21 protein-coding genes are annotated in these 18,994 nt (G+C 67.4%); 3 read left to right on the forward strand and 18 right to left on the reverse strand.

Features of this window, described 5'->3' with window-relative positions:
* From AC0HS0_RS15255 to AC0HS0_RS15265, 3 genes are all read right to left on the reverse strand, one after another.
* The coding region (locus AC0HS0_RS15255) for an ABC transporter ATP-binding protein (RefSeq protein WP_472964906.1) at positions 1–1,656 on the reverse strand (1,656 nt) is incomplete at its 3' end.
* Positions 1,647–2,318 (reverse strand): TetR/AcrR family transcriptional regulator, encoded by a 672-nt coding sequence (locus AC0HS0_RS15260; protein WP_472964907.1) that lies wholly within the window; start codon positions 2,316–2,318, stop codon positions 1,647–1,649. The genes AC0HS0_RS15255 and AC0HS0_RS15260, both read right to left, overlap by 10 nt.
* A 79-nt stretch (positions 2,319–2,397) precedes the next feature.
* A complete protein-coding gene (locus AC0HS0_RS15265; RefSeq protein WP_472964908.1) occupies positions 2,398–3,369 on the reverse strand; it encodes an aldo/keto reductase in 972 nt (323 codons plus the stop codon).
* Positions 3,370–3,500: 131 nt separating this feature from the next.
* Between AC0HS0_RS15265 and AC0HS0_RS15270 the strand changes: the two genes are divergently transcribed.
* Together AC0HS0_RS15270 and AC0HS0_RS15275 are read left to right on the forward strand one after the other, a co-directional pair.
* Positions 3,501–3,998, forward strand: coding sequence for a methylated-DNA--[protein]-cysteine S-methyltransferase (locus AC0HS0_RS15270; protein ID WP_472964909.1), 498 nt, complete (start codon positions 3,501–3,503; stop codon positions 3,996–3,998).
* The gene (locus AC0HS0_RS15275) at positions 3,995–4,621 is read left to right on the forward strand and encodes a DNA-3-methyladenine glycosylase I (RefSeq protein WP_472964911.1); all 627 of its coding nucleotides are present in this window, start codon (positions 3,995–3,997) and stop codon (positions 4,619–4,621) included. Before AC0HS0_RS15270 ends, AC0HS0_RS15275 begins: the two co-directional genes overlap by 4 nt.
* Before the next feature lie 365 nt (positions 4,622–4,986).
* Here the strand turns inward: AC0HS0_RS15275 and AC0HS0_RS15280 are convergent, their stop codons facing one another.
* The 13 genes from AC0HS0_RS15280 to AC0HS0_RS15340 all read right to left on the reverse strand — a co-directional run bounded on the left by AC0HS0_RS15280 (position 4,987) and on the right by AC0HS0_RS15340 (position 15,892).
* Positions 4,987–5,790: a YaaA family protein gene (locus tag AC0HS0_RS15280; RefSeq protein ID WP_472964912.1), complete on the reverse strand. Its 804-nt coding sequence runs from the start codon at positions 5,788–5,790 to the stop codon at positions 4,987–4,989.
* Positions 5,791–6,348: a P-loop nucleotide/nucleoside kinase family protein gene (locus AC0HS0_RS15285; RefSeq protein ID WP_472964913.1), complete on the reverse strand. Its 558-nt coding sequence runs from the start codon at positions 6,346–6,348 to the stop codon at positions 5,791–5,793.
* Between the two features lies 1 nt (position 6,349).
* Positions 6,350–6,610 carry a F0F1 ATP synthase subunit epsilon gene (locus AC0HS0_RS15290; RefSeq protein ID WP_055919192.1) on the reverse strand — a complete coding sequence of 87 codons (261 nt, stop codon included), beginning with the start codon at positions 6,608–6,610 and terminating at the stop codon, positions 6,350–6,352.
* Positions 6,611–6,612: 2 nt separating this feature from the next.
* Positions 6,613–8,076, reverse strand: coding sequence for a F0F1 ATP synthase subunit beta (atpD, locus tag AC0HS0_RS15295; protein ID WP_472964914.1), 1,464 nt, complete (start codon positions 8,074–8,076; stop codon positions 6,613–6,615).
* Positions 8,077–8,101: 25 nt separating this feature from the next.
* Positions 8,102–9,001, reverse strand: a complete 900-nt coding sequence (locus AC0HS0_RS15300; RefSeq protein ID WP_472964915.1) for a F0F1 ATP synthase subunit gamma — start codon at positions 8,999–9,001, stop codon at positions 8,102–8,104.
* 26 nt (positions 9,002–9,027) lie between these two features.
* Positions 9,028–10,665 (reverse strand): F0F1 ATP synthase subunit alpha, encoded by a 1,638-nt coding sequence (atpA, locus tag AC0HS0_RS15305; protein ID WP_472964916.1) that lies wholly within the window; start codon positions 10,663–10,665, stop codon positions 9,028–9,030.
* A gap of 32 nt (positions 10,666–10,697) precedes the next feature.
* Positions 10,698–11,489, reverse strand: coding sequence for a F0F1 ATP synthase subunit delta (locus tag AC0HS0_RS15310; RefSeq protein ID WP_472964917.1), 792 nt, complete (start codon positions 11,487–11,489; stop codon positions 10,698–10,700).
* Positions 11,489–12,052 (reverse strand): F0F1 ATP synthase subunit B, encoded by a 564-nt coding sequence (locus AC0HS0_RS15315; protein ID WP_472964919.1) that lies wholly within the window; start codon positions 12,050–12,052, stop codon positions 11,489–11,491. Before AC0HS0_RS15315 ends, AC0HS0_RS15310 begins: the two co-directional genes overlap by 1 nt.
* A gap of 32 nt (positions 12,053–12,084) precedes the next feature.
* Positions 12,085–12,306: an ATP synthase F0 subunit C gene (gene atpE / locus AC0HS0_RS15320; protein ID WP_018190348.1), complete on the reverse strand. Its 222-nt coding sequence runs from the start codon at positions 12,304–12,306 to the stop codon at positions 12,085–12,087.
* A 51-nt stretch (positions 12,307–12,357) separates the two neighbouring features.
* Positions 12,358–13,155, reverse strand: coding sequence for a F0F1 ATP synthase subunit A (gene atpB, locus AC0HS0_RS15325; RefSeq protein WP_472964920.1), 798 nt, complete (start codon positions 13,153–13,155; stop codon positions 12,358–12,360).
* 170 nt (positions 13,156–13,325) lie between these two features.
* A complete protein-coding gene (locus AC0HS0_RS15330) occupies positions 13,326–13,835 on the reverse strand; it encodes a hypothetical protein (protein ID WP_472964921.1) in 510 nt (169 codons plus the stop codon).
* Positions 13,832–15,118: an MraY family glycosyltransferase gene (locus AC0HS0_RS15335; RefSeq protein WP_472964922.1), complete on the reverse strand. Its 1,287-nt coding sequence runs from the start codon at positions 15,116–15,118 to the stop codon at positions 13,832–13,834. Before AC0HS0_RS15335 ends, AC0HS0_RS15330 begins: the two co-directional genes overlap by 4 nt.
* Positions 15,119–15,121: 3 nt before the next feature.
* Entirely contained in the window at positions 15,122–15,892 is a 771-nt protein-coding gene (locus AC0HS0_RS15340; RefSeq protein ID WP_472964923.1) for an L-threonylcarbamoyladenylate synthase, read from the reverse strand.
* 79 nt (positions 15,893–15,971) lie between these two features.
* Between AC0HS0_RS15340 and AC0HS0_RS15345 the strand changes: the two genes are divergently transcribed.
* Positions 15,972–16,604 carry an HAD family hydrolase gene (locus AC0HS0_RS15345; protein WP_472964924.1) on the forward strand — a complete coding sequence of 211 codons (633 nt, stop codon included), beginning with the start codon at positions 15,972–15,974 and terminating at the stop codon, positions 16,602–16,604.
* On the opposite strand, the gene AC0HS0_RS15350 is transcribed toward AC0HS0_RS15345, so the two are convergent.
* Both AC0HS0_RS15350 and AC0HS0_RS15355 read right to left on the reverse strand, forming a co-directional pair.
* On the reverse strand, positions 16,520–17,134 hold the full coding sequence (locus AC0HS0_RS15350; protein ID WP_472964926.1) for a hypothetical protein: 615 nt from the start codon (positions 17,132–17,134) through the stop codon (positions 16,520–16,522). The genes AC0HS0_RS15345 and AC0HS0_RS15350 overlap by 85 nt on opposite strands.
* A 4-nt stretch (positions 17,135–17,138) precedes the next feature.
* Positions 17,139–18,986 carry a hypothetical protein gene (locus AC0HS0_RS15355; protein WP_472964927.1) on the reverse strand — a complete coding sequence of 616 codons (1,848 nt, stop codon included), beginning with the start codon at positions 18,984–18,986 and terminating at the stop codon, positions 17,139–17,141.
* Positions 18,987–18,994 lie beyond the last annotated feature (8 nt).

An 18,994-nucleotide genomic window follows, 5' to 3' on the forward strand; every position in this document is an offset into this window, starting at 1 on the left:
GGTTCCTCGACCGACGACCCTGCCGTCGTCGAGCACGATGATCTGGTCGGCATCGACGATGGTGGACACCCGCTGGGCCACGACGATCATGGTCGCGGCCGCCTCGTTGCGTGCCAGCGCCTGCCGCAGGCGCGCGTCCGTCGCGGTGTCGAGCGCCGAGAACGAGTCGTCGAAGATGAAGATCTCCGGGCGGCTGACGAGCGCCCGCGCGATGGCGAGACGCTGCCGCTGGCCTCCCGAGACATTCGTTCCGCCCTGGGCGATCGGGCCCTCCAGCTTCTCGGGCATCTCGTCGACGAAGCCCTTCGCCTGCGCGATCTCGAGCGCGCGCCAGAGCTCGTCGTCGGTGGCTTCGGGGTTGCCGTAGCGGAGGTTGCTCGCGACCGTTCCCGAGAACAGATACGGCTTCTGCGGCACCAGGCCGATCCGCGACCACAGCAGTTCGGGATCCAGCTCGGCGACGTCGACGCCGTCGACCAGGACGATCCCGCTCGTGGCGTCGAACAGCCGCGGGATGAGGTTGATCAGCGTGGTCTTGCCTGCGCCGGTGCTGCCGATGATCGCGGTGGTCTTTCCGGCCTCCGCGAAGAACGTCACGTCACCGAGCACCGGCTGTTCGGCGCCAGGATACGAGAAGCCGACGCCGACGAACTCGACTGTGCCCTTCGCCGACACCTCGGTGACCGGGTTCTCGGGGACGACGACCGACGGCTCGGTGCGCAGGACCTGCCCGATGCGGTCGGCGCAGACCGCCGCGCGCGGCACGAGGACGGCCATCATCGTGGACATCATCACGCCCATGAGGATCTGCATCAGGTACTGCAGGAAGGCCGTCAGGGTGCCGATCTGAATCGAGCCGTCGGCGACCCGGAACGCGCCGAACCAGATGACGGCGACGCTGGAGACGTTGAGCACCAGCATCACGATCGGGAACATCAGCGCGAACAGCCGGCCGGCCCGGATCGCGGTGTCGGTCACCTCGTCGTTCGCGACGGTGAAGCGGGAGGTCTCGACCTCCTCGCGCACGAACGCCCTGACCACCCGGATGCCGGTGAGCTGCTCGCGCAGCACGCGGTTGACCCGGTCGATCCGCTCCTGCATCTTGCGGAAGAGCGGGACCATCCTGACGATGATGATGCTCACCGCGATCAGCAGGACGGGCACGCTCACCGCGATCAGCCACGACAACTGGATGTCCTGGCGCATCGCCAGGATGATCCCGCCGATGGCCAGGATCGGCGCCGACACCAGCAGGGTGCAGGTCATCAGCACGAGCATCTGCACCTGCTGCACGTCGTTGGTGTTGCGGGTGATCAGCGACGGGGCGCCGAAGTGGGTGACCTCCCGCTCGGAGAACTCCCCCACCCGGTGGAAGATCGCGCCGCGGAGGTCGCGGCCGACCAGCATCGCCACCTTCGCGCCGAAGTAGACGGCGGTGATGGCGCACGCGATCTGGACGACCGTCACCCCGAGCATCTCCGCGCCGGTCGAGAGGATGTAGCCGGTGTCGCCCTTGGCGATGCCGTTGTCGACGATGTCGGCGTTCAGGGTCGGCAGCCACAGTGACAACAGCGACTGAGCGAGCTGGAAGACCACCACCCCGACGAGCAGCGGCCAGTGCGGCCGGAGGAACCGGCCGAGGAGTTTCAGGAGCATCGTGGCTCTCCCTGCTGTGCCGCATCCGCGGCGGTCGTGGGTGTGTAGATCGCGAACGGCCGGCCGGCGACACCCACGAGGGCGATCCGGGCGAGGTCGTCGACGCTGAACTCGATTCCGTCGTTCAAGGCGGGGAACGCGGACGAGAAGCTGATGAGACGGAGGATGTGCGCAACGCGCTCGGGAGGCCAATTGAGGTCGTCGGCCTCGGGCGCGAGGATCTGGGCGATGATGGCCGCGAACTCGGTGCGCTCCTGTGGCACGGGAGGTCGCTGGTGACCGACGACCGCCATGATGCGCATGACGTTGCTGAACCGCTCGCGCAGCAGGTAGACGATCGCGCGGACCTTGTTCTCGAGCGGCAGGGCGGAGTCGATCGAGCGGAGGGCTTCGCGCAGCGGCTCCGGGTCGAGGTACTTCTCGACGGCCGCCTGGACGAGGGTCTCCTTGTCACCGAATGCCCGGAAGATCGTGCCTTCGGCGATGCCGGCCGCGTCGGCGATCTGGCGCGACGTCACACCGCGACCGTGCTCGACGAGCAACGGGATGACAGCGTCGATGATCATCGCCTTGCGGTCCTCGGGCGCGAGCGGCTGCGCGCGCGTGCGCGCCGGCTGGTCGGTCTCCGATTGCGCCATGCCTGTTCCCGCAGTGGTCTCCACGAACGAAATAGTAGGCGGAGTGAGTACTCACTCACAACGCGGAGCCCGTTCGCCCTCAGCGAACGTCATTCCGGGCTCGTCAGCTCGGGCGCGGGAATAAGCCCGAGATGGTCTCCAGCTCGTCGGCCGTGGGCGACCAGGACGTGGCAGCCTCGGCGTTCGCGACGATCTGCTCAGGGCGAGTGGCACCCGCGATGACGCTCGTGAGGCCCGGCTGGGCGAGCAGCCACGCGAAGGTCGCGGCGAGCATCGTGACACCGCGCTCGTCGCAGAACTTCTGGTACTGCTCGATGGCATCCCACGGCGCTCCATCGAGCAGATGCTTGCGCTGCATCATGATGCGGCTGTCGGCCGGGCCGCCCGAACGGCTGAACTTGCCCGTGAACAGCCCGTTGTAGAGCGGGAAGAACGGCAGGAATCCGAGTCCATAGGCGTTCACCGCCGGCAGCACCTCGCGCTCGGCATCGCGCTCCAGGAGGCTGTACTCGTTCTGCGACGAGATGAACCGCGGATGCCCGGCGAGACGCGCTGTGAACTCCGCCTCGGCGATCTGCCAGCCGGCGAGGTTGGAGTGGCCGATGTAGCGGACCTTGCCCTCGGTGATGAGGTCGTCGAGGGTCGCGAGAGTCTCGTCGATGGGCGTCGACGGGTCCGGACGGTGCAGTTGGTACAGGTCGATCCAGTCGGTGCGCAGGCGACGCAATGAGGCCTCCACGGCGAGTCGGATGTACCGACGCGATCCGCGCACGCCCCAATCGGGGCCGTTGGCGCCGGCCATGTCCATTCCGAACTTGGTGGCCAGGACGATCCGGTCGCGCTTGCCCTCGAGCGATTTGCCCATCAGGGTCTCGGAGAGCCCGCGCTCCTTGCCGTAGATGTCGGCCGTGTCGAAGAACGTCACTCCGGCGTCGATCGCAGTGCCGATGACGGAATCGGTGCCCTCCTGCGTCTCAGTGGCCGTGCCCGCGCGGCCGAAATTGTTGCAGCCGAGACCGATCGTCGAGACGATCAGGCCCGAAGGTCCGAGTGTGCGGTATTCGATGTTCGCCATGCCGTCGAGTCTAGGCAGCGCGTCGCTCGTGATCGAATCCGAAACTCCTCCACAGAACGCGGTCGGGACGACTTATCCCCCATGTCCGATTTCCGCGAGTGACTGTCGGAGGGCGGCCCTAGAGTCGACTCATGAGCAGTTCCTTCTCGTACCTTCTCCGCATTCCGAGCCCGGTCGGGCGCATCGAGTTGACCGCAGACAGCGAAGCGGTCACCTCGCTCTCGATCGCACGCGACGACGTTCTCCCCTTCGACGACCACCCCGAGCGCAGCTCGGCCGTGCTCGACCACGCAGCCGCGCAGCTCGAGGAGTACTTCGCGGGCACGCGGCGCACCTTCGACGTCCCGGTGCATCTGGAGGGCACGCCCTTCCGTACGGCGGTGTGGGAGCGCCTGTCGGGGCTCGAGTACGGCACGCTCACCACCTACGGCGAGCTCGGTCTCGCGATCGGGCGCCCGGGTTACGGTCGAGCGATCGGAGGCGCCGTCGGAGCCAACCCCGTCCCCATCATCATCGGCTGCCATCGGGTGCTTTCGTCGTCGGGCAAGATCACCGGTTACAGCGGCGGTGAGGGCATCCCCACCAAGCTCTGGCTGCTGGAGCACGAGGGGATCACGCTGGCCGCATGACCTCGACCGATCAACTTCCGGAGTCCCCATCCGCAGCGTCCGTGCCCGCCCGGGCGGCTCTCGTCGTCGGCGACGACGGGGTGGCGCGCTGCTCGTGGTCGGCGAATGACGCGGAGTACCGCCGCTACCACGACGAGGAATGGGGCACGCCTCAGCACGATCCGCGCGCACTCTACGAGAAGCTCTGCCTCGAAGGGTTTCAGGCAGGGCTCTCCTGGATCACCATCCTGAGGCGCCGCCCCGCCTTCCGCGAGGTCTTCCACGGCTTCGACCCCGTGCAGGTTTCGGCGATGACGGAAGACGACGTGCAGCGTCTGCTGGGCGACGAGCGGATCATCCGTCATCGCGGCAAGATCGAGGCCACCATCTCGAACGCGAGGGCGACGCTCGCTCTCGACGTGCCCCTGCAAGAGCTCATGTGGGGCTTCGCCCCTGCGCACGCGCGGGAGCGGCCGCACGCCTGGGGCGACGTTCCCGCCGTGACCCCCGAATCGACGGCCCTCAGCAAGGAGCTCCGTCGCCGAGGTTTCCGCTTCGTCGGACCGACCACGATGTATGCGCTCATGCAGGCGACCGGCATGGTCGACGACCACTTCGAGGGCTGTTTCCGCGCCGGCGGCTGAGGGATACCACGCTGACCAAGAGCCCGGAAACAAGAGGAGTCGGGCCGGCGGTCGTGATCAATGGAACCGTTCTCGCTGGTGGCGGCGCGTCCGCTCGTGCCCGACCGCAGGCGGAATCACTGTGCAGCCGCCACACCGGCTCCGGCAACAGACACGTCCAAGGACGTGCCTGCGATCAACGCGCCGACCCGACTGGCAATGGGAGGTCGAAGCGCTTCACGGCGCGCGACCTCGGTGAGGTGTCCCCTCTCTCTATGAGTTGAGTTTATCTCACTTACACCCCGAGCACCACTGTCGGACACGCTGCGCAGCGCATTCTCAGCCGGCTGAGTGTCAGCGTACCGAAGCAAGGCTCCGGGTCGGGCTCAGCGAGTGACGCGGAGAACCGCGGTGAGGTTCCCGGGCGTCCCACCGACCTCCGGCACGACCAGGTCGAGCTCGCCTGCTCGGCCGGCGGAACGGGTGAGCTCGTAGCCCTCCCTCTCTGCCCACTCCAGCAGGTCGTCGGTCGACGCGAAGTGCTCACCGTGCTCGATGAGCGCGCGAGTGAACAGACCTTTTGCCTGCTTGTTGAAGTGGTTCAGGGCCCGGACGGTACCGCTCTCGTCTCGGGCGAGCACCCGGAGGTAGTGTGCGCCCTCGCGCACCGGCAGCGGGCCGAGGGCGGCGTAACCCTCGGAGCGAAGGTCGAGGATGACACCATCGACAGACGCGAGCTCCTCGGCGCACACCGCGCTCCACCGCTTCTTGAGCGATGTCGAGAGCCGGGAGTCGAACGACAGCCGATATGCCGGGATCGGGTCGGCGGCACGAACCAGCCCGAACATCGCTGACTGCACCGCGACGCTCTCCGCCGCGAAGCGCCACTGGTCATCAGTGAAGGACTCGGCGTCCAGAGCGTCGTAGAGGACTCCTGTATAGCGCAGCAGCGCCGGCATGGTCGGCGCCGACCGCAGGACTCGGTTGCGTTCCACCTCGGTGGCGGCATGCTTCGGCCCCAGCTTCAGGGCCCGCGCAGCAGCGCCCGGCGAGGCCGTCATCGCGACCGCTTCGTCGACGACGGCCGATCGCTTGGATGTCAGAGCCGGGAAACCCAGCGGCTCGAAGTCGAGCGGGATGTCCGCTCCCCCGTCGCGTTTGGTCTCCGACGGAGGAAGGAGTAGGAGCACTCAGCGCTCCAGGAACGCGAGCGCCGCGTCGACGTTCGCGCCGAGGGGTCGAGAGGTGTCGAGGGTGACACGGGGAAGCGACGCGGCAGCACCCTTCCATTCGGCGTAATCGTCGATGCTCTGCTCCACCGCGTAGGCGGCGGTCAGGCCGGTGCGCTTGGCGAGCCTCTCTTCGTGGAGCTCCGCGTCGGAGCAAACGGTCTCGATCACCCGCAGCTTCACCCCACAACGGTCCGCGAGGTCGCGCCACTGCAACCGTGCGGGCTCGACGGCGTTCACTGCGTCGACGATCACCGAATGACCGCTCACCAAGACCTGTTCGGCCATCCGCTCCGCCACCAGGTAGGCGGCGAGACCGGTCGGCTGGTCGGCGTCGATGCCGGCTTTGAGGATGGCGGCCTCGATCGGGTCCACCGAGATCGACGTGGCGCCGAGCCGGCCCGCGACGATCTCCGCGATGGTGGACTTGCCCGAACCAGGAAGCCCCGCCGTCACGACGAGGACGGGGACGCGGACGTCTCCGAACTGCCGATCGAGCGGGGCTGCCTTGTCGGTCATATCAGACGAGCTCGGCCTGGCGGGCGACGATGGTGACCGTGTTGTTCTCGACGGAGAGGAAGCCGTCGTCGGCCTGGGCCGCGATCGACTCGCCTCCGTTGAGGGTCACACGCACCTCGCCCTGGGCGAGGATGGCGAGCAGCGGCTCGTGGCCGGGCAGGATACCGATCTGCCCCTCCACGGTCCGCGCGACGACCATGCTCGCCTCGCCCGACCACACTTCGTGGTCGGCGGCGACGACGCTCACATTGAGGACAGCCATGCTCAGCCGTTCTCCTTCTGGATCTGCGCCCACTTCTCCTCGACGTCGGAGATCGCACCGACGTTGAAGAACGCCTGCTCGGCGACGTGGTCGAACTCGCCCTTGGCGATGGCGTCGAACGACTCGATGGTGTCCTTCAGCGGAACGGTCGAGCCCTCGACACCGGTGAACTTCTTCGCCATGTAGGTGTTCTGCGAGAGGAACTGCTGGATACGGCGCGCGCGCGACACGGTGATCTTGTCCTCTTCGGACAACTCGTCGACACCGAGGATCGCGATGATCTCCTGCAGTTCCTTGTTCTTCTGGAGGATCTGCTTGACGGTGATCGCGACGCGGTAGTGGTCGGCGCCCAGGTAGCGGGGGTCGAGGATGCGCGACGTCGAGGTCAGCGGGTCGACGGCCGGGTACAGACCCTTCGACGCGATCTCACGCGAGAGCTCGGTCGTGGCGTCGAGGTGGGCGAACGTGGTCGCCGGCGCCGGGTCGGTGTAGTCGTCGGCCGGCACGTAGATCGCCTGCAGCGAGGTGATCGAGTGACCGCGGGTCGAGGTGATGCGCTCCTGGAGGAGACCCATCTCGTCGGCCAGGTTGGGCTGGTAGCCCACCGCGGACGGCATGCGGCCGAGCAGCGTGGAGACCTCGGAACCGGCCTGCGTGAAGCGGAAGATGTTGTCGATGAAGAGCAGCACGTCCTGCTTCTGCACGTCGCGGAAGTACTCCGCCATGGTGAGCGCGGAGAGGGCGACGCGCAGACGCGTTCCCGGCGGCTCGTCCATCTGGCCGAAGACGAGGGCGGTCTTGTCGAACACGCCCGCCTCCTCCATCTCGTGGATGAGGTCGTTGCCCTCACGGGTGCGCTCGCCGACACCGGCGAACACGGACACACCACCGTGGTCCTGCGCCACGCGCTGGATCATCTCCTGGATGAGGACGGTCTTGCCGACGCCCGCACCACCGAAGAGGCCGATCTTGCCACCCTGCACGTACGGGGTGAGCAGGTCGATGACCTTGATGCCGGTCTCGAACAGCTGGGTCTTGGACTCGAGCTGGTCGAACGACGGCGGCTGACGGTGGATCGGCCAGCGCTCCGTGATCTCGATCTTCTCGCCCGGCTCGGCGTTGAGGATCTCACCGGTCACGTTGAAGACCTTGCCCTTGGTCACGTCGCCGACGGGCACCGAGATCGGGGCGCCGGTGTCGCGGACCTCGCCACCGCGGACGAGGCCGTCGGTGGGCTTCAGGGCGATGGCGCGCACGAGGTCGTCGCCGAGGTGCTGCGCGACCTCGAGCGTGATCTCGGTCGACTGCTCGCCGATGGTGATGGTGGTCTTGAGGGCGTTGTAGATGCCCGGGATCGAGTCGTGCGGGAACTCGATGTCGACGACCGGACCGGTGACGCGGGCGATGCGTCCCACGCCGGCCGGCTGCGCGGTCGAAGCCTGGGCTTCGGCGGTAGCGGTAGTCATGATTCGTTCTCTCTCGTTTGGACGATTATTTTGCCGAGCTCAGCGCGTCCGCGCCGCCCACGATCTCGGAGATCTGCTGGGTGATCTCCGCCTGGCGGGCGTTGTTGGCCAGTCGCGTGTAGTCGGTGATGAGCTTGTCGGCGTTGTCGCTCGCAGCCTTCATGGCCTTCTGCGTTGCCGCGTGCTTGGAGGCGGCGGACTGCAGCATCGCGTTGAAGATGCGGCTCTCGATGTAGACCGGCAGGAGCGAGTCGAGCACGGTGTTGACATCCGGCTCGAACTCGTAGAGCGGCAGCACCTGCGTGCGGTCCGGCTCTTCGACACCCTCGACGACCTCCAGCGGAAGCAGGCGCACGATCTGCGGCTCCTGCGTCAGCATGCTCACGAAGCGGTTGTAGATGACGTGGATCTCGTCGACACCACCGTCGGACGCGTCGCGCAGGAACGACTCGAGGATCGCGTCCGCGACCTCCTTGGCCTGCTCGAACTCGGGGTTGTCCGTGTTGCCGGTCCACACCCGCTCGAACGCGCGGCGGCGGAAGCTGAAGTAGCCCTGCGCCTTGCGTCCGATCAGGAAGTAGACGACCTCTTTGCCCTGGCTGCGCAGCAGTTCGGCGAGCTTCTCAGACTCTTTGAGCACGTTCGAGTTGAACGCACCGGCGAGACCCCGGTCGGACGAGAAGATGACGATCGCAGCGCGCTCGATCTTCTCGGGCTCCGTGGTGAGGACGTGCTCGACGTTCGAGTAAGTCGCCACCGCCGACACCGCGCGCGTGATCGCGCGGGCGTACGGCGAGGAGGCGGCCACCCGAGCCTGCGCCTTCTGGATGCGTGAGGCGGAGATCAGCTCCATGGCACGGGTGATCTTCTTGGTCGTCTGGGCAGACCTGATCTTCTGCCGGTAGACCCGAAGCTGTGCTCCCATGTGTCTTCCTCAGTACCTATCCGTGCTCAGCGCTTCGCCTTGACGATGCGCTCCTGGTTGACGTCCTCTTCGGCGCTGGCCTCGAACTCCTCGCGACCGACCGAGGCGAGCGGCTTGCCCTCGCCCGTCTGGAACTCCAGCTTGAACTTGTCGACCTCTTCGCCGAGCTTCGACACCGTGTCGTCGTCGAGGACGTTGGTCTCGCGCAGCGTGGTGAGGATATCGGTGTTGCGGCGCAGGTGGTCGAGCAGCTCGGCTTCGAAGCGGAGGATGTCCTCCACCGCGACCTCGTCGAGCTTGCCGTTGGTGCCGGCCCAGATCGAGACGACCTGCTCCTCGACGGGGAACGGCGAGTACTGCGGCTGCTTGAGCAGCTCGGTCAGTCGGGCACCGCGAGCGAGCTGGCGGCGGCTGGCCGCGTCGAGGTCGGAGGCGAACATGGCGAACGCCTCGAGCGAGCGGTACTGGGCGAGCTCGAGCTTGAGCGTGCCGGAGACCTTCTTGATCGACTTGACCTGCGCGTCGCCACCGACTCGGGAGACCGAGATTCCGACATCGACCGCCGGACGCTGGTTGGCGTTGAAGAGGTCGGACTGCAGGAAGATCTGGCCGTCGGTGATCGAGATCACGTTCGTCGGGATATAGGCCGAGACGTCGTTCGCCTTGGTCTCGATGATCGGCAGACCGGTCATCGAGCCGGCGCCCAGCTCGTCGGAGAGCTTGGCGCAACGCTCCAGCAGGCGGGAGTGCAGGTAGAACACGTCGCCCGGGTAGGCCTCGCGTCCCGGCGGACGACGGAGGAGGAGCGACACCGCACGGTAGGCCTCCGCCTGCTTCGACAGGTCGTCGAAGATGATGAGGACGTGCTTACCGCCGTACATCCAGTGCTGGCCGATGGCCGAGCCGGTGTAGGGGGCGAGGTACTTGAAGCCGGCCGGGTCGGAGGCCGGGGCCGCGACGATGGTGGTGTACTCCATCGCACCGGCGTCCTCGAGCGCGCCCTTCACCGAAGCGATGGTCGAGCCCTTCTGGCCGATGGCGACGTAGATGCAGCGGACCTGCTTGTTGACGTCGCCCGACTCCCAGTTGGCCTTCTGGTTGATGATCGTGTCGATCGCGATGGCCGTCTTGCCGGTCTGGCGGTCGCCGATGATCAGCTGGCGCTGGCCACGGCCGACGGGGATCATGGCGTCGATGGCCTTGATGCCGGTCTGCAGCGGCTCGTGCACCGACTTGCGCTGCATGACGCCGGGGGCCTGGAGCTCGAGCTCGCGGCGGCCCTCGGTGGCGATCTCGCCGAGACCGTCGATCGGGTTGCCGAGCGGGTCGACCACGCGGCCGAGGTAGCCGTCGCCGACCGGGACGGAGAGGACCTCGCCGGTGCGGGTCACCTCCATGCCCTCGACGATGTCGTCGAACTCGCCGAGGACCACGACGCCGATCTCGTTCTCGTCGAGGTTCTGCGCCAGGCCGAGCGTGCCGTCCGCGAAGCGGATGAGCTCGTTGGCCATCACGCCGGGGAGGCCCTCGACGTGCGCGATGCCGTCGGAGGCGTCGAGGACGTGTCCGACCTCGGTGGTCTCCGCGCTGGTCGGCTCGTACTTCGAGACGAAGTCCTTGAGCGCGTCCCGGATTTCATCGGGGCTGATCTTGATGTCTGCCATCGTATTCCCTGGTTTCTCTGTATAGAGGGCGGTCAGCCCGCCAGCTGAAGTCGAAGTTCGGTGAGGCGCGACGCGACGCTTCCGTCGATGACGTCGTCGCCGATCTGCACACGCAGGCCGCCGAGGATCGACGGATCGACGACCTCGTTGAGCTTGAGGTCGCCGTACGTGGCGGCGAGGGTCGCGCGCAGGCGCTCGGCCTGCTCGGCCGGGAGCGGCAGGGCCGAGACGACCGTGGCGATCGTCTGGCCGTACTGGGCGGCGACGACGCGCGCAGCGTCGCGCAACGATTCGCGGATGCTGCGGCCGCGCGGCTGGAGGACCAGCTGGCGCACGATCGCGACGGTCTGCTTCGAGGCCTTGCCCGCGAGCAGCCGCTCTGCGAGCTCGGCCTTGGCCTCAGGGGCCGCCAGCTTGCTGCGGAGAGCGAGCTCGAGCCCGGCATCGGAGGTCACGGCGCCTCCGAATGCGAAGAGCTCGCCCGGGATGTCCACATTGCGCGGCGACGACGCGGCGATCGAGCGGATGCCGAGCTGCTCGATGGCCGACAGGACGTCGTCCTGGTTCGACCAGCGCTCGCTCGACACGACGCTCAGCAGTTCGACCGCCGGCGCGGAGAGGGAGGCGAAGACGCGCTGGACCAGCGCGGCCTTGCCCTCCGCCGGAGCCGAGGGGTCGCTGAGGACCGAACGGAGCTGGGCGGAGTCGGCGACGACCCGTCCTGCGGCGAACAGGTCTTCAGCCGTCGCCAGATCGGCCTTGGACCCGAGCGCGGCGAGAGCCGAGACGGATCGGGCCAGTGCTTCTCTGGAGGCGCTTCCCATCAGTTGCTCGACCCTGCCTTCTCGGCCTTCTCGCTGGACTCGAGGTCGGCCAGGAAGCGATCGACGATCGCCTGAGCCTTCTTGTCGTCCGTGAGCACCTCGCCGACGACGCCGGAGGCGAGGTCGATCGCGAGGGAGCCCACCTCGCCGCGGAGCGAGACGAGCGCGCCCTGGCGCTCGGCTTCGATCTGCGCCTGGGCTGCAGCGGTCACACGAGCGGCCTCGGCCGTCGCGTTGTCCTTGGCCTCCGCGACGATCTTCTGACCGTCGGTTCGGGCGGTCTCGCGGATCTTGGCCGCCTCGGCACGGGCGTCGGCGAGTTGTGCGGTGTACTCCTCGAGCAGCGCCTCGGCCTTGTGCTGAGCCTCGTCCGCCTTCGCGATGTTGCCCTCAATCGCTTCGGCACGCTCATCCAGCAGCTTCCTCATGCGCGGGAGAACCAGCTTCCAGAAGAAGAACAGGATGATGATGAAGCAGATCAGCGACCCGATGATGTCCGGCCACTCGGGGATCAGCGGGTTATGCGTCTGCTCCGTCGCGGCGATCACGACACTCCTGAGCATCGTTCCTCCTTACGGGGTGGGATAAAGAGGATTTACTGGAAGATGAAGTAGGTCGCGATACCGATGAACGCGAGCGCCTCGGTGAATGCGATACCGATGTACATCAGGACCTGAAGACGGCCGGCCAGCTCGGGCTGACGGGCGACGCCCTCAATGGTCTTGCCGACGACGATGCCCACGCCGATGGCCGGGCCGATGGCGGCGAGACCGTATCCGACAGTGGCGATGTTGCCGTTGATAGCAGCGATGTCCACGTTATGTGTTTCCTTCCGTGATGGCGATCCGTGCGGGCGCGCGGATCGTTCTTAGTGTTCCTCGGCGACTGCGAGCTGGATGTAGACAGCCGTGAGCAGTGCGAAGACGTAGGCCTGGAGGACAGCCACCAGGATCTCGAACAGGGAGAATGCGAAGCCGAAGGCGAAGGTGCCGATTCCGAAGAGCGACCACCAGCCGCCGGCCTCGAAGAGGAACCATGCGGTGGCCGTGAAGAACAGGACGAGCAGCAGGTGCCCGACGACCATGTTCATCAGGAGTCGGAGGGTCAGAGTAATCGGCCGCAGAATGAAGGTCGAGATGAACTCGATCGGCGTCACGATGATGTACAGCGCCGGCGGTACTCCCGGCGGGAAGAGCGCGTTCTTGAAGAAGTTGCCCGGGCTCTTCTTGATGCCTGCGTAGATGAATGCGATGTATGCCGCGATCGCAAGGATCATCGGCAGAGCGATGACCGAGGTGCCCGCGATGTTCAGGAACGGGATGATGCCCGTCAGGTTGAAGAACAGCACCATGAAGAAGATCGTGGTGAGCAGTGGCAGGAACCGACGAGCGTCCTTGCGTCCGAGGAGGTCCTCCCCGATGTTGACGCGGACGAAGTCGAGACCCATCTCGACGATCGACTGGAACCGCCCCGGAACGATCTTCATCTTGCGGGTGCCGAGCCAGAACACGAGGATGAGCACGACCAGCGCGATGAGGCGCACGATGATGATGCGGTTGAACTCGAGCGGCCCGATGGTGAACAGGGTCGGTGGGAAGAACTCGTTGATCGACGGGCCTTGGAAGCTTCCATCATCGGAGCTTGCGGCCTGGACCAGCAGGTTCACAGCGTTAGCTAACAGCGCTATCTCCTGTTTCGGGGCGTCGAGCAAATGCTCTCGCGACGACGAACGGTGGACACCCGCGCTCGCGCGCCGGTGGTGCTTCGGGCGCGTACGGGTGGGGGATCACTGACAACTCTACAAGAGTTTTCAACCGGTAACGAATCGGATACAGGTCACCGCTTCTCCCCCGGCAGCGTGACGTCGCTGACGTACGGGATACGGGACCGGAAGACGACGATCATGTCGACGACGAGCGACCCGATCACGCCTGCGATGAGGCTCAGGAACAGCACGACCGGATTGATCCACGGCTGGTCGCGCAGCAGGATCGCGAGCACGATGAAGAGCACGAACTTGACGATCCAGCCGCCGAGGACGATGCCGAAGAAGAGGCCGACGAACAGGTCGGAGCCGATGAAGCGGTTGGCGATCAGGATGCTCAGAGCGGTGATCCCGAGGAAGACCGCCGCCATCAGAGTTCCGATCAACGCACTGGTCACCCCGATCCACCCGGCGAAGATGCCGCCGAGCACCATGCCGACGATGGCGATCGCCCCGGCGAGGATCAGCCCGTACTTGAGGACGTCCTTCAGGACGGGCGTCGAAGTCGGCTGCTGGGGGGTGGGGCGGTGCGCGGGCTCGTCCGGCCGCGGGGCGGGGGTGCCGTCCTGGTGGTCGGTCATCGGGTCTCCTCGGTGCTGGTGGCGTCGGTGGTGTGGTCGGTGGTGCCATCGGTGGTGGCGGGTGGCGCGGCCGGGACGCGGACGCTCTCGCTGGCGATGTCGAGCTGGTCGTAACGGGCCGTCTCCGCGGCCTCCCTGCTCCCGGCCGGAGCGAGCTCGGCCGCCGCTTCGTTCGCTTTGCGCCTGCTGAGCGGCGCCAGCGTGATCGCGGTGCAGATGACCAGGCCGATCGCGACGAAGACGATCGCCATCCAGTAAGGATCGAAGAAGAACAGCAGGCAGCCGATGGACAGGACTGCCGTCCAGGCGTAGAAGATCAACACGGCGTGCAGGTGCGTGTGCCCCATGTCGAGCAGCCGGTGGTGGAGGTGCTTGCGGTCGGCGCTGAACGGAGACTTGCCAGCCCGCAGGCGCCGTATGACGGCGAGACCGAAGTCGAGGAGCGGGATCACGAGCACGGCGAACGGGATGGTGACCGGGATAAACGCGGGCACCAGCGACGACTTGCCGAGCGTCTGCAACGCTTCCGGGTTGATGGTGCCGGTGACGGAGATCGCCGAGGTGGCCATGAGCAGTCCGATCAGGAGCGCACCCGCGTCGCCCATGAACATCTTGGCCGGGTGCCAATTGAGCGGCAGGAAGCCGGCGCAGGCGCCGACCAGGATCGCCGCGATGACGCCGGCGAGGCTGAAGTAGTTCTGAGGACTGATCTCGCGCTGCAGGAGGTAGGTGTAGACGAGGAAGGTGCCGTTGGCGATGAGCGCCACACCCGCGACGAGCCCGTCCAGGCCGTCGATGAAGTTGATCGCGTTCATGACCAGAACGATCGCGAAGAGGGTGATGATGATGCTCATCACCGGGGAGCCGACGGTGAGGCCGCCGATCGGGAGCGAGTAGATCTGCACCCCGAGCCACGCGACGAGCCCCGCCGCGACGAATTGACCGGCGAGTTTGGTCATCCAGTCGAGATCCCAGAGGTCGTCGGCCACTCCGAGCACGACGATGAGGAGCGAGGCGCCGAGGATCGCGACGATGGGCCCGGCGTCGGAGAAGATCAGCGTCAGCACGCCGAACTGGCTGGACAGCAGCCAGGAGACCCCGAACGCCACGAGGATGCCGAGGAACATCGCGACCCCGCCGAGCCGCGGGGTCGGCCGGGTGTGCACGTCGCGTTCCCGGATCTTCGGGTACAGCTTGAACCGCATCGCCAGACGGTAGACCACCAGCGACATCCCGAACGTGATCACGGCCGAGATGAACGCGAGTGCGAGGAAGAGGGTCACGGCTCAGGTGTCCGCGGGAGCGTCGACGCCGGTGCGCTCGGCGGAGTCGGACGCCTCGGTCGTGTCGGTCGCGTCGGTGGAGTCGGACGTGTCGTCGGCGAGGGCGTCGCCGACGACCTCGCGCAGCTGCGCGGCGGTGATCACGCCGTGGCGGAGGATGCGGAGCTTGCCTGCGCCGGATGCGAGCGCGGTGGCGTCGACGATCGTCGAGGAGGAGTCCTTGCCCTCGACGCGGTCGTAAGACGTCCCGGCCTCTCCCCCGTCGAGGTAGACGGCGATCGAGTCGCCGAGCATGGCCTCCGCCTCGGCCGCGGTGCGCGCGGCGGGACGCCCGGTCAGGTTGGCGGAGGAAACGGCCAGCGGCCCCGTCTCCGAAAGGATCTCGAGCGCGATACGGTCCTGCGGCATACGCAACGCGACGGTCCCGCGGGTCTCTCCGAGGTCCCAGACCAGCGAGGGAGCGGCGGGGAGGACGATGGTCAGGCCACCCGGCCAGAAGGCCGCGACGAGGGCCTCCACCTCGGCGGGCACGTGCTCGGCGAGGGCGGCCAGCGTCGGGATTCCGGGAACGAGCACGGGAGGCGGCGACTGCCGGCCGCGCCCCTTGGCGTCGAGGAGCCGCTGCACCGCAGCAGGGCTGAACGCGTCCGCGGCGACGCCGTAGACGGTGTCGGTGGGGATGACGACCAGCTCGCCACGGCCGATCGCCCCGCGGGCGAGGCGCATGCCGGTGAGCAGTTCGGAATCGACGGAGCAGTCGTAGATGGGAGCCATGACGGCACCCATGATAGTTGAGGGACCGCAAGGTTCTCTGCGACCGCGCGGCGGACTCCACGGGACGATACTGGTCACGATGGACGTCTACTTCTTCGACTGCGACAAGACCCTCTACGACTACGACTTCCACAAGCGACTCCCCCGTCTGGCCGAACTCGGAGGCGTCAGCCAGTATCGGCTGGCGTCGACCTGGTGGGCGGGCGGGCACGAGCGCGCGGCGGAGATCGGCGAGTACTCCACCAGCGAGGAGTACCTGGAGGCGTTCGCCGAGGTGACCGGCGCGCGCCTGACGCTGGCGCAGTGGCAGGACGCCCGCAAGGCCGCGATGACGAGGATCGACGGCTCGATCGCCGCCTTGCGGACGGCGGCCGGTCTGGGCACGGTGTCATTGCTGTCGAACAACCCGATCCCGTTCAAGGACTCGCTTCGCGTCCTCACGCCAGAGATCGTCGACGTGCTCCGCGACAATGACCTCGTCTCCGCCGTGCTGGGTGCGCGCAAGCCCGAGCGCCGCATCTACACCCGCGCGCTCGGTCGTTTCGGTGTCGAACCTGAGAACGCCATCCTCTTCGACGACTCGCTCGCGAACGTCGAGGGCGCCAGGGAGGCCGGGATGCACGCCCATCACTTCACCCGCAACGACGACGGAACCTTCGACACCGACGGGATGGTGACCGCGATCCACGCGTTCGCGGAGCGCGACCGCTGAGCTGCCCCGACTGTCGCCGCCTCGTCGGCCGGGACGATCGCTCCGGTCGGCGGAGGCGGTACGGGCCCCGGCCAGAGGCCGAGCTTGGACCGCACGGGCTCCCTCGACAGCTTGTTCACCATGAAGAATGGGCTGTCAGACCGCCCGAGGATGGGCGACCAGCCGTTCGCGATGGCGCCCGCAGAGATGTCGACGCGTGCGCCGTCGGCCGTCTCGATGAAAACCGCCAGCTCTGTCGGGGGGATGTCACCGATCGACCAGAGGGATGCGAGCAGGTAATCCGCCAGTGCTGCCGCGTCAGCGATCTGCGTGCTCGGATCCAGCCGGACGACGACGCAAGCGGAGACGACGACGGTGAACGTGCTACGCCGCCGGTCGACTGAAACCGAGGCGTCGGCGATTCCGTGGATCGCTTCGATGCTCGACTCGGCTGCCGCCACCGGCCGCCCCTGAGGCTTCTCGGCGGAACACCCCGCGAGGGCGACAAGAACCAGTGCCAGCACAGCACCGCACCAGTTGTTCACGCGCACGGACTCACCTCGCCCTCACCGCATCGAAGTCCTCGACGACGACCGACCCACCCTCGGGAACGCGCAGCGCGCCCACCTCGCGCAAGTCCGAGGTAGCTCCCATGACGGCGTACCGCCGAGCATCGTGAACGGTTCCCGGCAACATCGGAGGGCCGACGGTCTCGTTCATCGTCCGGACACCTGGTCCCCGAACCGTCAGCCAGTCGTCACGCACGGGATTCCTGCGGCCGTCCAGGGCCGCGACGACGTCCTGGTCGGCCTCGAGCGAGAACACGCGGACGCCTTCAGGGACGTTCACCGTTCCGACGGGCGATCCCGCCGTGTGGATCTCGGTGATGTTGAACCCGCGCGGGTCAGCCGCCACCGCCGCCGCGGTGATTCCGCCGAGGCTGAACCCGTCGAGCTCCACCGGCGGCGCGTCCGCACCTGTCGGGATGTCCGCTTGTCGCATCGCCTCGTAGACGGACGCGGCCAATGATGCCTCCGAGCCTTGCAGCATCGAGAAGACGTCCGAGGTCACGTCGCCGGGCGAGCCGTGGGATCGAGTAGTCGGATCCCAGCTGGCAGTCGAAGGGATCTGCACCCGATAACTCGCGACTTCGCCAGCCGGATCGAGGATCGTGAAGACCCGGATGATCGCCCGCTCACTGCCACCGAGGTCGTCGAGCTGGGCGAGTCCCGCCATGGTCGACGCGAAGCCATCGGGCACGATTCGTCCCTCGAGGAGTTCGAGATCGTCCAAGGCGACGCCCAGTGCATCCGCACTGCTCGACGCGCTCAGTTGTAGGACTGTCTGGTCGACTTCGCGCGCCCGGCCGACCGTCACGTCGCCGTCCTGGAAGAAGCCCACGACGACGCCCGCCGTGACGAGGCCCGAGAGGATGTCGTCGTAGAACGGCCCGGTCGCCCCGAGTAGCGCCTGAACGCCGCCGACGGAGCCGGCCAACGCGTCGTCGAGCGAGAACGCCTGGTCGAATCCGGCACCCAGGACCGCCCCGTAACGCACGAGGTCGGAGGCGACGAACGGGTTGAACGCGTCGTCGGCGCCGCCGAATGCGCGGTTCGCCTCGGCGAAGGCCGTGCCGAGCGAACGCAGCGCCTCGGTGCCGAATCCGGCAGCGAGGGCGGCGGCGCCTCCAGTTGCGAGAACCGGGACGGCCGCGACGGCGAGGCCCAGATCTGTGACCATGTCGGCCGTGGCGGCGGCCGTGGTCGCCTCCGCTCCGACGTGTGTCGCCGCCGCGCTCGCTGCGCCACCGGTCAGTGCGCCTACGAACGCCGCTCCCGCCGGGGCCAGTGCTCCCGCCGCCTCCGTCGACGCTCGCAGCGCGCCGGCCGCGGCGGCCAGCCAGGCGTCGGCCGCGGCATACGTCGAGGTCACGGCGCCGGTGGCCACGGAGAGGGCGTTCGCCCGGACCGCGCTTTCCGCGAGTCCGGTCGCAGCCACAGCGATGGCTGTCTCCGCCGCCATCCCGGTGATGGGCGACACCGACATCGATGCGAGCAGATCGCCATCGATTGCGATCCGCGCAGTGCTCGCTGCGAGCTCGGTCGCCTCACGGCTCAGTGCGGCGATCTCACTGGTCATGAGCTCGATGTCGCGGAAGGAGACCTGCAGCCGGCCGCCCGCCGCGGCGACCGACTCATCGACTCGTGACCGTGCCCGGGTGAGTGTCGCACCGGCGTCCTGACTCAGTCGATCGGCGGCACCGGCAGTGTCGGCGACGAAGTCGGCCGCAGCGGCCGCGCGGTCTGCGAGCGCTTCGGCACCGGCGTCGTGCAGGGGAATCCGTGCTCCCGAGACCGTCACCCCGTCGGCGTCCTCGTCGCCCGCCGTGCTCGGCGGATTCATCGGAACCC

Source organism: Leifsonia sp. PARNA 1/14 (genome assembly GCF_055720965.1).